This is a genomic window from Rhizobium sp. SVR5-2C (genome assembly GCF_056755115.1).
In genome coordinates this window covers 1-12,048 of the sequence record NZ_JBNDHT010000175.1, presented here as the reverse complement: position 1 = coordinate 12,048, position 12,048 = coordinate 1, and the positions used below count along the sequence as shown (strand labels likewise).

Annotated in this window: 15 protein-coding genes; 10 read left to right on the top strand and 5 right to left on the bottom strand. The window is 60.7% G+C overall.

Features of this window, described 5'->3' with window-relative positions; genetic code table 11:
• The coding region (locus tag ACPYOI_RS31835) for a transporter associated domain-containing protein (RefSeq protein WP_481423862.1) at positions 1-350 on the top strand (350 nt) is incomplete at its 5' end.
• A gap of 71 nt (positions 351-421) precedes the next feature.
• On the opposite strand, the gene ACPYOI_RS31830 is transcribed toward ACPYOI_RS31835, so the two are convergent.
• Positions 422-706, bottom strand: a complete 285-nt coding sequence (locus ACPYOI_RS31830; protein ID WP_312862183.1) for a BolA family protein — start codon at positions 704-706, stop codon at positions 422-424.
• 104 nt (positions 707-810) lie between these two features.
• On the opposite strand from ACPYOI_RS31830, the gene ACPYOI_RS31825 reads away from it, so the two are divergent.
• The 4 genes from ACPYOI_RS31825 (at position 811) to ACPYOI_RS31810 (ending at position 5,650) form a co-directional block, all read left to right on the top strand.
• Complete coding sequence (locus ACPYOI_RS31825; protein WP_168832637.1) at positions 811-1,422, top strand: J domain-containing protein; 612 nt, start codon at positions 811-813, stop codon at positions 1,420-1,422.
• 307 nt (positions 1,423-1,729) lie between these two features.
• Positions 1,730-2,722 (top strand): cobaltochelatase subunit CobS, encoded by a 993-nt coding sequence (gene cobS, locus ACPYOI_RS31820; protein ID WP_168832636.1) that lies wholly within the window; start codon positions 1,730-1,732, stop codon positions 2,720-2,722.
• Positions 2,723-2,734: 12 nt separating this feature from the next.
• A complete protein-coding gene (gene cobT / locus ACPYOI_RS31815; protein ID WP_481423861.1) occupies positions 2,735-4,636 on the top strand; it encodes a cobaltochelatase subunit CobT in 1,902 nt (633 codons plus the stop codon).
• 21 nt (positions 4,637-4,657) lie between these two features.
• Complete coding sequence (locus tag ACPYOI_RS31810; protein WP_481416411.1) at positions 4,658-5,650, top strand: esterase-like activity of phytase family protein; 993 nt, start codon at positions 4,658-4,660, stop codon at positions 5,648-5,650.
• A 26-nt stretch (positions 5,651-5,676) separates the two neighbouring features.
• Here ACPYOI_RS31810 and ACPYOI_RS31805 read toward each other — a convergent pair whose 3' ends face one another.
• The gene (locus ACPYOI_RS31805; protein ID WP_481416412.1) at positions 5,677-6,312 is read right to left on the bottom strand and encodes a queuosine precursor transporter; all 636 of its coding nucleotides are present in this window, start codon (positions 6,310-6,312) and stop codon (positions 5,677-5,679) included.
• Positions 6,313-6,425: 113 nt separating this feature from the next.
• Positions 6,426-6,716: a 50S ribosomal protein L28 gene (gene rpmB, locus ACPYOI_RS31800; RefSeq protein ID WP_168832632.1), complete on the bottom strand. Its 291-nt coding sequence runs from the start codon at positions 6,714-6,716 to the stop codon at positions 6,426-6,428.
• A 237-nt stretch (positions 6,717-6,953) separates the two neighbouring features.
• Here rpmB and ACPYOI_RS31795 point away from each other — a divergent pair, with 237 nt between their 5' ends.
• Together ACPYOI_RS31795 and yddG are read left to right on the top strand one after the other, a co-directional pair.
• On the top strand, positions 6,954-7,730 hold the full coding sequence (locus ACPYOI_RS31795; RefSeq protein ID WP_168832706.1) for a DUF3108 domain-containing protein: 777 nt from the start codon (positions 6,954-6,956) through the stop codon (positions 7,728-7,730).
• A gap of 28 nt (positions 7,731-7,758) precedes the next feature.
• Positions 7,759-8,652: an aromatic amino acid exporter YddG gene (yddG, locus tag ACPYOI_RS31790; protein ID WP_481416413.1), complete on the top strand. Its 894-nt coding sequence runs from the start codon at positions 7,759-7,761 to the stop codon at positions 8,650-8,652.
• A gap of 14 nt (positions 8,653-8,666) precedes the next feature.
• Here yddG and ACPYOI_RS31785 read toward each other — a convergent pair whose 3' ends face one another.
• Together ACPYOI_RS31785 and gloB are read right to left on the bottom strand one after the other, a co-directional pair.
• On the bottom strand, positions 8,667-9,089 hold the full coding sequence (locus ACPYOI_RS31785; protein ID WP_481416414.1) for a cupin domain-containing protein: 423 nt from the start codon (positions 9,087-9,089) through the stop codon (positions 8,667-8,669).
• Positions 9,090-9,860, bottom strand: coding sequence for a hydroxyacylglutathione hydrolase (gene gloB, locus ACPYOI_RS31780; RefSeq protein WP_481416415.1), 771 nt, complete (start codon positions 9,858-9,860; stop codon positions 9,090-9,092).
• Positions 9,861-9,913: 53 nt separating this feature from the next.
• On the opposite strand from gloB, the gene ACPYOI_RS31775 reads away from it, so the two are divergent.
• From ACPYOI_RS31775 to ACPYOI_RS31765, 3 genes are all read left to right on the top strand, one after another.
• Entirely contained in the window at positions 9,914-10,690 is a 777-nt protein-coding gene (locus tag ACPYOI_RS31775; RefSeq protein ID WP_481416416.1) for a class I SAM-dependent methyltransferase, read from the top strand.
• 85 nt (positions 10,691-10,775) lie between these two features.
• Entirely contained in the window at positions 10,776-11,885 is a 1,110-nt protein-coding gene (gene hisC / locus ACPYOI_RS31770; protein WP_481416417.1) for a histidinol-phosphate transaminase, read from the top strand.
• Positions 11,882-12,048, top strand: a 167-nt coding sequence (locus ACPYOI_RS31765) for an NAD(P)-binding domain-containing protein (protein WP_481423863.1), incomplete at its 3' end; no start/stop codon positions are given. The genes hisC and ACPYOI_RS31765, both read left to right, overlap by 4 nt.

Below are 12,048 nucleotides of genomic sequence, written 5' to 3'. Positions count from 1 at the left end.
AGGTGCAGGGCATCGTGACGCTCGAAGACATTCTCGAGGAGATCGTCGGCGATATTTCCGATGAACACGACATTGATATGCAGGGGGTCCGCCAGGAATCGGACGGGTCGATCGTTGTCGATGGCAGCGTTCCGATCCGCGACCTGAACCGCGCGCTCGATTGGCAATTGCCGGACGAGGAAGCGACGACCATTGCCGGCCTCGTCATCCATGAATCGATGACGATTCCCGAAGAGCGGCAGGCTTTCACTTTCTACGGCAAACGTTTCATCGTGATGCGTCGGGAAAAGAACCGCATCACCAAGTTGCGTATTCGTCCCGCCGGAGAGGACGAGATCAAGCCGGTATGATCCAGCCAGACGCGGGCGATGATCCTCCTTTGTAAAAGGAGGGCAAAAGCCTATATAATGCAGGTGTTCCGCTACCAGCGGGTCACTTCGCCGGGTGCGGCGGGTTCGACGGCGAGGGCATGCAGCCCGGCGTCCAGCTCCGGTTTCAGCAGTTCGGTAATGGCCCGGTGACGGGCGAGCCTGGTCATTCCTGCAAATTTGGCCGAAACGATGCGCACTCGCATGTGCGTTTCGCCCATGCCTGTGATATCCGGCTGGTGGCCGGCATGCAGGTGGCTTTCGTTGATGACGTCAAGGCGTTCAGGGGCGAAAGCCTCGGTCAGTTTTGCTTCGATGCGGGTCTGGAGAGTCACGATTTCGTCCGGTTGGTTGGCAAAAAAGGGGTTCCCACCAAGCCAGCAACAATCGTGTTTGTCAATTCTTGTTGTCGCCTCTTCGGAGGCTCATAATTAGCGCCGCCATGAGACTTGATTCCAAATATTTCGATCGCATCCGCACCCGCCGCAAACGCGAGCAGGAAACCGAACAGGCTCCTCCGACCTGTCAGTGGGACGGCTGTGACAAGAAAGGCGCGCATCGCGCACCCGTCGGACGCAACGCCGAAGGGCAGTTCTTTCTTTTCTGCTTCGAGCACGTCAAGGAATACAACAAGGGCTACAACTATTTTTCCGGTCTCTCCGACGGCGAAATCGCGCGCTATCAGAAAGAAGCGATTACCGGCCATCGTCCGACCTGGACCGTCGGCGTCAACAAGGCCGCCAAGAACAGCCCGCTGCATTCCGACCTCCGTTCGGGTTCCTACCGCGTGCGCGACCCTTTCGGTTTCGTCAACGGCACCAAGGGAAGCGGACCGCGTTTTCCCGAACAGCGCAAGCTGAAAAGCCTGGAAGCCAAGGCTTTCGACACGATGGGCCTTGCCGCCAGCGCGACCTCCTCGGAGATCAAAAGCCGCTATAAGGAGCTGGTCAAGAAGCATCATCCCGACGCTAATGGCGGAGACCGCGGTTCGGAAGACCGTTTCCGGGCTGTCATTCAGGCCTATCAATTGTTGAAGCAGAACGGTTTTTGTTAATTCCTGTCCTTGCTCTCCGCCTTCAATCGGGTATGGTCCAAGTCGGCTGAGGCCGCAGGCAACCGCGGCAGGAATCTGTGCGTTTTGCCAACCCGCCTTCGCCAACCTTCCGGACGCGGCGTTTCTTGTCCGGGACTCAGTTCCAGAATGCTCGCACGCGGTCATTATCCCGCCGAGGTTTCGCTTCAGTCCCGGAGAAGTATCGCCGAGTTCCCACCTGAACGGCGCGGAACAAAGCTGCGGCGTCATGGTCGTGAAATGGCCTGAGATAGTATGGCCGGGTGGAAGCACCCGCCTTGGAGACATGATGAGCAAGATAGACCTTGATATTTCCGAGCTTCCCGATACCACCGTTTCGGTCAGGGAGGTCTTCGGGATCGATTCCGATATTCGCGTTCCGGCCTACAGCAAGGGTGACGCCTACGTTCCCGACCTCGATCCGGACTACCTTTTCGACCGCGAGACGACGCTCGCCATTCTCGCCGGTTTTGCTCACAACCGGCGCGTCATGATCTCCGGCTATCACGGAACGGGTAAATCCTCTCACATCGAACAAGTCGCTACCCGCCTCAACTGGCCCTGCGTGCGTATCAACCTCGATAGCCACGTCAGCCGTATCGATCTCGTCGGCAAGGACGCCATCGTTGTCAAGGACGGACTGCAGGTCACCGAGTTCAAGGATGGTATCCTGCCCTGGGCCTATCAGCACAATGTTGCGCTCGTCTTCGATGAATACGATGCCGGCCGCCCGGACGTGATGTTCGTTATCCAGCGCGTGCTGGAATCGTCCGGCCGCCTGACGCTGCTCGACCAGAGCCGGGTTATCCGTCCGCATCCCGCTTTCCGCTTGTTTGCGACGGCAAACACGATCGGTCTCGGTGATACAACCGGCCTCTATCACGGCACGCAGCAGATCAACCAGGCGCAGATGGACCGCTGGTCGATCGTGACTACGCTGAACTACCTGCCGCACGATCACGAAGTGAACATCGTCGCCTCCAAGGTTAAGAGCTTCGGGAAGGACAAGAACGGCCGCGAGACCGTTTCCAAGATGGTTCGGGTCGCCGATCTGACGCGCGCCTCGTTCATGAACGGCGATCTCTCGACCGTCATGAGCCCGCGTACGGTCATCACCTGGGCCGAGAACGCGGAGATCTTCGGGGATCTCGCCTTTGCCTTCCGCGTGACCTTCCTCAACAAGTGCGACGAACTTGAGCGTCCGCTGGTTGCCGAACACTATCAGCGCGCCTTCGGGGTCGAGCTCAAGGAAAGCGCAGCCAACATCGTGCTGGAGGCCTGAGGCCGGTCGATCATGGCATCTCGTGGTGACAATTCCAAAGCAAGGCCGAGCGGCCCGGTCGACGTCGAGCCCTTGCGGCGTGCGATAACTGGCTGCGTCCGGGCGATTGCGGGCGACGGCGAAGTCGAAGTGACCTTCGCCAACGAGCGCCCCGGCATGACGGCCGAGCGCATTCGTCTGCCGGAGCTTTCCAAGCGGCCGACCGCACACGAACTGGCGGTGACGCGCGGCCTGGGCGATTCCATGGCGCTTCGGCTCGCCTGCCATGATGAGAAAATGCATGCCACAATGGCGCCGCAGGGCGCTGATGCGCGCGCGGTGTTCGACGCCGTCGAGCAGGCACGGGTCGAATCGATCGGAACGCTGCGGATGGAAGGCATGGCGGCCAACCTGCGCTCCATGACCGAGGAGAAATACGCCAAGGCGAATTTCACCGGCGTCGAGCGGCAGGAAGATGCGCCGGTCGGCGAAGCCGTCGCCATGATGGTGCGTGAGAAGCTGACCGGCCAGAAACCGCCGGCTTCCGCGGGGAAGGTGCTCGATCTGTGGCGCTCCTTCATCGAGGAGAAGGCTGGTTCGGAACTCGACAACCTGTCGAACGTCATCAACGACCAGCAGGCCTTTTCCAAGGTCGTCCGCAACATGCTGTCGGCGATGGAAATGGCCGAGCAATACGGCGAAGACGACAACGAGCCGGATGCCGACGACCAGTCGGATCAGCAAGACCAGCCGAACGGCGACGAGCCGGATCAGGACGAGGTCGATGATGATGCCGGCACCGACGCGGCTCCGGTCGAGGATAGCGAAGTCGCCGACGAGCAGATGGAGGACGGCGAAACCGAAGGCGCCGAGATCTCCGACGATGACATGATGGAGGAGGGCGAGGACGATTCGGAGACGCCCGGCGAGACGCGCCGGCCGAACACGCCCTTTGCCGATTTTAACGAGAAGGTCGATTATCACGTCTTCACCGAAGAATTCGACGAGATCATCACCGCGGAAGAGCTCTGCGACGCTGCCGAACTGGAGCGCCTGCGCGCCTTCCTCGACAAGCAGCTGGCGCACCTGCAAGGCGCCGTTGGCCGCCTGGCCAACCGCCTGCAGCGACGGTTGATGGCGCAGCAGAACCGCTCCTGGGATTTCGATCTGGAGGAGGGCTATCTGGATACGGCCCGCCTGCAGCGCATCATCATCGATCCGATGCAGCCGCTCTCCTTCAAGATGGAGCGGGATACGCAGTTTCGGGATACGGTCGTGACGCTGCTGATCGACAATTCCGGCTCCATGCGCGGACGGCCGATCACGGTGGCGGCGACCTGCGCCGATATTCTTGCCCGCACGCTGGAGCGCTGCGGCGTCAAGGTCGAGATCCTTGGCTTCACGACCAAGGCCTGGAAGGGCGGTCAGGCCCGTGAGACCTGGCTCGCCGGCGGAAAGCCGCAGACACCCGGCCGTCTCAATGACCTGCGCCACATCATCTACAAATCCGCTGATGCGCCGTGGCGCCGCGCGCGCACCAATCTCGGGCTGATGATGCGCGAAGGTCTGCTCAAGGAAAATATCGACGGCGAGGCGCTGATCTGGGCGCACAACCGCCTTCTGGCCCGGCGCGAACAGCGCCGCATTCTGATGATGATCTCGGATGGCGCGCCGGTCGATGATTCCACGCTGTCGGTCAATCCGGGCAATTATCTCGAACGCCACCTGCGAGCCGTCATCGAGCAGATCGAAACTCGTTCGCCGGTCGAACTGCTTGCGATCGGTATCGGCCACGATGTGACGCGCTACTATCGCCGCGCCGTTACGATCGTCGATGCGGATGAGCTCGCGGGCGCGATGACCGAGCAGCTTGCTTCGCTCTTCGAGGACCAGGCATCGCAGCCGCAGGCCGGCCGCCTGCGGCGCGCAAGCTGATTGCCGCAGGGAAACGGCTTGATGATCCGTCTCTCCCGCGTGGCTTTGCTCACCCTCTGTCTCGCGGCGGATGCTTCAGGCGCATTTGCGGTCGATAAGACTGAGATCAGCAGTCGTGCCATCCCGACGTTCAAGATCGGCTCCAGCGAGACGAAGTTTGGACCGTTGGAATTTCTCGGCGGGCTGGAGATGGTATCGGGCAACCGGCTCTTCGGCTCCTGGTCGTCGATCCGTTTCAGACCGGACCAGAAACATTTCGTCGGCGTGCTGGATACCGGTCATTGGCTGACCGGCAGCATCGAGCGCGATCCGCAGGGCAGGCTCTCCGGTCTGTCGGGCGTTGAAATCACGCCCATGAAGAATGGGACCGGGCAGACTTTCGAAGGCAAGGGACACATGGACGCCGAGGGCCTCGCGCTGAGGGGCGACCAGGTTCTGGCTTCCTTCGAGCAGGATCACCGGGTCGAGACCTATCCCGATCCCGGCTTCGAGAACTCGCCGTCACTAGGTTCGATCCCGCTCCTCGTGCCGACAAGATTGTTGCGGCCCGGCCGTGGCTTCGAGACGATGGCGGTGGCACCGGCTGATAGCCCGCTGAAGGGTGCGATCGTCATCATTTCCGAAGAGAGCCGGGATAAGCAGGGCAACGTCTACGGTGCGATCCTCGATGGGCCGCTAAAGGGACGCTTTTCGGTGATCCGTAAGGACGACTTCGATCCGACGGATGGCGCCTTCTTGCCGGACGGCGATCTCCTGCTTCTGGAGCGGCGTTTCAACATCGCCGAAGGCATCGGAATGCGTATCCGGCGTATCGGCGCAGGAGAGATCAAGCCGGGCGCCATGGCCGACGGCGAAGTCTTGCTGACAGCCGATTTCGGCTATCAGATCGACAACATGGAAGGCCTGGACACCTTTCAGGCGCCGGACGGCACCACCCATGTGATCGTCGTTTCCGATGACAACCACTCCATTCTGGAGCGGAACCTCATGCTCGAATTCCGTCTCTCGGAATAAACGCCGTCCGAAAGCAGCCCTACCTGTCAGGTTGCCCGCGCCACTTGCATCGGCCGCAATGTGTTCATGAGAGCGCTGTAGGGCAGCAACATCACAAGGCCCATGATCATCTTCACCGAGAAGTCGCTGATTGCCCAGGAAATCCAGCGAGGCGCCTGAGCGGCAAACGCACCGAGGATCGGGGCCGGCTCCAGCGCGAACGGCTCGTTCGGGCCGAGGAAGACGAAGAATGCGGCAAACGCAAAGGAGAAGAAGATCGCCGTATCAAGGGCCGAACCGATCAGCGAGCCGACGAGCGGCGCGCGCCACCAGGTCTGGCGACGGAGGCGATTGAAGACGGCTATATCGAGCAGCTGGCCTGCGAGATAAGCGGAACCTGAGGCGATTGCAATGCGCGGCACTGCCGTGAAGAAGGACAGCCCGACGCCGACGACGAAGCCTGCGAACACGACCTTTCGTGCGGCCTGAGGGCCGAACTGACGATTTGTTAAATCGGTGATCAGAAAGGCGACCGGGTAGCTGAATGCGCCCCAGGTCAGGATGTCGGCGAGGTTGATGCCGGCAACCTCGGCGTTCAGCGGAAACTGGACGAGGAAGTTGGAGGCGACGACCACCAAAGTCATCAGAGCGATATAAGCGAGCGTGTAGCGGGTCTTCAGCATTTTTTTATCCTGGGTGATGCCACCAGTTGGAGCGATAGCTAGGCAAAGCAAAAGGCTTGTCCGGCGTCAGCCGTGCAAGCCTTTTGAAGCGGTATGAGAGAAAGCGTCGAAGCTTATGCGGCTTCGGCGGTCTTCTTGACGATCTGGCGGCGCAGCAGACGCGCGCGCATCGACAGTTCGTTTTCACTTGCCTTCAGCAGGAAGGAGTCGAGGCCACCGCGATGCTCGACCGAACGAAGAGCAGCAGCCGAAACGCGCAGACGATAACGCTGGCCGAGAGCGTCAGAGATCAGCGTAACCTGGCACAGGTTCGGCAGGAACCGGCGCTTGGTCTTGTTGTTAGCATGGCTGACATTGTTGCCAACGAGGACGGCCTTGCCGGTCAATTCGCACACGCGAGACATTGGACACCTATTCTTGGTTTTCTCGGCCATCGGCTTGCAATCCCCGGCAAAACCGGGTCAGCAATCCAACAGGCCATAATTGGAAAGTTGCGGTTCTATAGTCAGAGCGGCCGCCCGCGTCAAGCCAAACGTTGGCCTTTCCCGCGATTCTGTCAAAAAGCTTGTGTTTGCTTACACACGAGGCAGGAGTATAGACTCTCTATGCGGGGCAAATCCGCCCCAAAGAAGGCTCTCGTCATGGTTCATCTGGGCAAGCGAATTTTCGTATTGTCAATTGCAGCACTGATGTCCGTCCCGGCCACTGCAAGCGAGATCCGCCATCGCACGGAATACAAGGTTGCTCTGGGAATTCTGCCGATTGCGCGTGCCGCTTTCGTTACCCAGATCGAGGACGATCACAGCTACCAGGTTTCCGGGGATATCAGTTCCGCAGGGCTTGCCGATCTCGTGACGAAGATTGCTGCAAAGACCACTGTCACCGGAGTCATCCGCGACGATCGCCTGCAGGCGCAACGCTATTACCTTTACTACAAGAGCGGCAAGCGCGCGCGTACCTACGAAGTCCGTTACAGAAACGGCAATATCGTCTCCACCACGGTCAGGCCGGAACGGCGCCCGCCGAAGAATTGGATCGATGTCAAACCGGGAGACATGCGCTCCGTACTCGACCCCATCTCAGGCTTGATCTTCCCTGGCGACGCGAAGCTTTGCTCGCAGCGGCTGCCGATCTATGACGGTGAGATGCGCATGGACCTCGTGCTTTCGCCGAAGCGATCAGAGGATTTCACGACGAACGGATTCTCGGGCAAGGCAACCGTCTGCGGCGTGCGTTTCGTGCCGAGGTCGGGATACAGGAAGGGCCGCAAGGATATCGACTATCTGAGCAGAAGCGGCGCCATGGAAATCTGGTTTGCAAAGGCGCAGGCCGCAAATGTATATGCTCCGGTCTATGTCCGCATTCCGACGCAATACGGAATGGTGACGATTACCGCTGTGAAATACGGCGTAAGCTGACGGAGCTGGTCTCCGTGAAGGGAGACAGGTGAAGCTTCGGGCGACATTGATCGGATTCACGGCCATTCTGATGTGGTCGTTTCTGGCACTCTTCACCGCTGCGTCCGGCAAGATGCCGCCGTTTCAGCTTTCGACGATCTGCTTTGCAATCGGCAGCATTCCGGGCATGGTGGTGATGATCCTCAACCCATCCCGCATTGCGCTGCTGAAGCAACCTGCAAAGGTCTGGCTCATCGGCATTGCCGGCCTATTCGGCTATCACTTCCTGTATTTCACGGCGCTTCGCAATGCGCCGGCGGTCGAGGCTGGATTGATCGCCTATCTCTGGCCCCTGCTCATCGTCGTCGGCTCTGCACTGCTGCCGGGCGAAAAGCTGCGCTGGTATCATGTGGCGGGCGCGCTTGCCGGGCTCTGCGGCACGTTTCTCATCGTCGGTCGAAACGGGATTGATTTCGATGGCGCCTATGCGGTCGGCTACGGTGCGGCTCTCCTCTGCGCCTTCACCTGGTCCGGCTACTCGCTGCTGACGCGGCGTTTCGATGCGGTTTCGACGGATGTCGTCACCGGCTTCTGCCTCGCGACCTCGATCCTGTCGCTCATCTGTCACCTCGGGCTTGAGACGACGGTCTGGCCGGAAACGGCTACGCAATGGGTCGCGGTCGCCGGTCTCGGGCTTTTCCCCGTCGGGGCTGCCTTCTATGCTTGGGATTTCGGCGTCAAGAACGGCGATATTCAGATTCTCGGTGCGGCAAGCTATGCCGCCCCGCTGCTGTCGACGCTGAACCTTACGCTTTTCGGCTTTGCCGAGCCGAGCTGGCGCATCGCGATCGCTTGTGTCCTGGTGACCGGCGGTGCAGTTCTGGCAGCACAGGAGATGTTTCGCCGCAAGAGTGCCGCAGAACAGCCCGCGGCAGCCGAGTAGCTTGGGGCCTGACCCTAGCCTCCGGGTTTCCAATCCGGCGGAGCCATTTCGAATTTCGAGAATTCGAAGCCGGGCGCTACCGTGCAGCCAACGAGTGTGTAATCGCCAAGCGTTTCAGCCGATTGCCAGCAGTTCGCCGGAATGATCGCCTGCGGCCGTTCGCCGTTGAGGATGTCGATGCCAAGCCTCAAGGTTTCGCTCGTCACGCCGTCTTGCGACCGGTGGAGCGCCAAGGGCGCGCCGGTATAGTAGTGCCAGACCTCCGCCGCATCGTGGACACGATGCCAGTGCGAGCGTTGCCCCGCCTTCAGCAGGTAATAGATTGCCGTGGAGTGGCCGCGGTCTCCGCCATTGTCATCACGAAACGTCTGCACATACCAGCCGCCTTCCGGATGCGGCTGCATCGAAAGCGCCTCGATGATCTGGTCGGGCGACATTCAGAAATGGTCCTTGCGGCTGCGGATTTCCGCGAACACTTCCTCGTTCGTCCGGCCTTCCATCAGGAGGTTGCGGCGGATCGCAGGATCCGCGGCGCGGAGGAACGGGTTGGTTTCCTTCTCCAGCGCAAGCGTCGTCGGGATCGTGAACTTGCCTTCGGCACGCAGCGCTTCGATCTCTGCCGCGCGGCTCTTCAGACGCTCGTTGTCCGGATCGATCGTCAGCGCGAAGCGGGCGTTGGAGAGCGTGTATTCATGGCCGAAATAGATCGCTGTCTCATCCGGCAGGACAGCCAGCTTCTGGAGCGAGTGCCACATGTCCGCGGCGGGGCGCTCAAAGAGGCGGCCGCAGCCAAGTGCAAAGAGGGTGTCGGCGGCAAAAAGGAGCTTATCGTCAACGAAATGGTAGCAGATGTGACCGGCGGTATGGCCTGGGGTTTCGATGACGTTGACCGTATGGTCGCCGAAGAGGAAGCTGTCGCCATCGGCCATGGTCTTGTCCAGGCCTGGAATGGCGACGGCCTCGTTGACCGGGCCGATGATCTCGCAGCCGAACTGCTCCTTCAGTGGCAAATTGCCTTCCACGTGGTCGGTGTGGTGATGGGTGGTGAGGATGTGCGAGATCCTCCATCCACGCCGCTTGGCCGCGGCTGTCACGGCTGCCTCTTCCGGCGCGTCGATCGACGCCGTCAGGCCCGTCTCCGCATCATGCACGAGGACGCCGAAATTGTCGGATCGGCACGGAAAAACTTCTAATTCCAAAGGTTTCATCGTCTAAAGGGCCTCTTTCCCACGGATATGCCCGGAATGTAGAGACTTCGACCTTGAAGTCCAACTGCCCGCTGATAACATTTGTCGCGATGCACATGGATATTGTCGATCTGCGCCAGTTCTACCACTCCGAGCTCGGTCGCTTTGCCGAGCAGTCGATAGCCATGGCGCTGTCGTCGCTTTGGGTACGCCTGCCGCAGGAGCGGCTCGTGGGCATAGGCTATGCCGTTCCGTTTCTTGATCGGTTCTGCGCGGATACGGAGCGCACGTTTGCCTTCATGCCTGCCGGACAAGGCGCCGTGAACTGGCCCATGGGGTCGCTGTCATCGACCGCCCTCATCTTCGATGAGGAATTGCCGCTTCCCGATTCTTCCATTGATCGGGTGCTGATGGTTCATTCGCTGGAATTTGCCGAAAGTCCACGGGAGACGTTGAAGGAACTCTGGCGGGTGCTTGCTCCCGGCGGCCGCCTTGTCATCGTCGTGCCGAACCGGCGCGGCGTCTGGGCGCGGATGGAGCATACGCCCTTCGGCTCCGGCCGCCCGTATTCGCGCGGCCAGCTTACGAACCTGCTGCGCGAGACAAACTTCACTCCTGGGGCCACCGCGGAGGCGCTGTTCTTCCCGCCGTCGAAGCTTCGTGCGGTTCTTAGCCTTCGGCGCGGTTTCGAGCGCGTCGGCCGCGCGCTCTGGCCGGCCTTTTCCGGCGTCATCGTCGTCGAGGCGCAGAAGCGGCTCTATCAGGGCCTGCCGGTCGCTGCCCGCGCGTCACGCCGCGTCTTCGTTCCGGTTCTTGCCCCTCATGGCGTTCCGACGACGCGCAGCCGCTAAGTCTCACTCGACAAAGGCCGCTTTCCGCTTTATTGCCACAGGGCAATTTCCAGCCGGTATTCCGGCATTTTCCAAGGTCGATCCTATGAGCGTTGAGAAGAGCAAGCCCGTTCCGCGTCCCGGTATCCTGGATATCGCAGCCTACGTGCCGGGCAAGGAGCACGCGCCAGGTGTCGCCCGCGTCTACAAGCTCTCGTCCAACGAAACGCCGCTCGGCGCGAGCCCGAAGGCAATCGAGGCCTTCCGTGCGGCTGCCGGCCATCTCGAACGCTATCCGGACGGCCAGGCGATCGCGCTGCGCGAGGCGATCGCCGCCGTCCATGGTCTCAACCCGGCCAACATCATGTGCGGCAACGGCTCGGACGAGCTGCTCGGCCTGCTTTGCCACGTCTATCTCGGCCCCGGCGACGAAGGGATCATCACCGAGCACGGCTTTCTCGTCTACAAGATCCAGATCATGTGCGCGGGTGCGACGCCCATCGTGGTCAAGGAGAAGGATCACACCGTCGATGTCGACGCGATCCTTGCTGCCGTGACGGAGAAGACGAAGATCGTCTTCATCGCCAATCCCGGCAATCCGACCGGTACCTATATCCCGGTCAGCGAAATCCGCCGGCTGCAGGCCGGGCTGCCGAAGCATGTCGTTCTGGTGCTCGATTCTGCCTATGCCGAATATGTCCGCCGCAACGACTATGAAGCCGGCATCGAGATCGTGTCATCCAATGCGAACGTCGTCATGACCCGCACCTTCTCGAAGGTCTATGGTCTTGCCGCGCTCCGTGTCGGCTGGATGTACGCTCCGGCCGACATCATCGACGCAGTCAATCGCGTCCGTGGCCCGTTCAACATGAACGCCCCGGCCATTGCCGCCGGCGCTGCAGCTATCCGCGATCAGGCATTCGTCCAGGAAGCGGTCTCGTTCAACCAGATGTGGATCGAGAAGCTTACGTCGGCGCTCGAAACGATCGGTCTCAAGGTCACGCCGTCGGTTACCAACTTCGTTCTCATCCATTTCCCGGATGTCGACGGCAAGCGCGCTGCTGACGCTGACGATTTCCTGACGAGCCGTGGCTATATCCTGCGTGCGGTGCATAGCTACGGCTTCCCCAATTCGCTGCGCATGAGCGTCGGTCCCGAAGAGGCTAATCGCGGCGTCATCGAAGCGCTCGGCGAATTCATGGGGCGCTCGGCATGACGGTGCAGTTCGATCGCATCGCGCTGGTCGGCATCGGCCTTATCGGCTCCTCGCTTGCCCATGACATCAAGCGGCTGGGTATTGCCAATGAAGTGGTGATTGCCACGCGCAGCGCTGAAACGTTGAAGCGCGCCGAGGAACTGCAGCTCGGCACTCGCTATAC

Coding starts and splice junctions, on each gene's coding strand:
- rpmB (WP_168832632.1), bottom strand. CDS start 6,716: ATGTCTCGCGTGTGCGAATTGACCGGCAAGGCCGTCCTCGTTGGCAAC.
- hisC (WP_481416417.1), top strand. CDS start 10,776: ATGAGCGTTGAGAAGAGCAAGCCCGTTCCGCGTCCCGGTATCCTGGAT.
- ACPYOI_RS31795 (WP_168832706.1), top strand. CDS start 6,954: ATGGTTCATCTGGGCAAGCGAATTTTCGTATTGTCAATTGCAGCACTG.
- ACPYOI_RS31785 (WP_481416414.1), bottom strand. CDS start 9,089: ATGTCGCCCGACCAGATCATCGAGGCGCTTTCGATGCAGCCGCATCCG.
- cobS (WP_168832636.1), top strand. CDS start 1,730: ATGAGCAAGATAGACCTTGATATTTCCGAGCTTCCCGATACCACCGTT.
- ACPYOI_RS31805 (WP_481416412.1), bottom strand. CDS start 6,312: ATGCTGAAGACCCGCTACACGCTCGCTTATATCGCTCTGATGACTTTG.
- ACPYOI_RS31810 (WP_481416411.1), top strand. CDS start 4,658: ATGATCCGTCTCTCCCGCGTGGCTTTGCTCACCCTCTGTCTCGCGGCG.
- gloB (WP_481416415.1), bottom strand. CDS start 9,860: ATGAAACCTTTGGAATTAGAAGTTTTTCCGTGCCGATCCGACAATTTC.
- ACPYOI_RS31825 (WP_168832637.1), top strand. CDS start 811: ATGAGACTTGATTCCAAATATTTCGATCGCATCCGCACCCGCCGCAAA.
- cobT (WP_481423861.1), top strand. CDS start 2,735: ATGGCATCTCGTGGTGACAATTCCAAAGCAAGGCCGAGCGGCCCGGTC.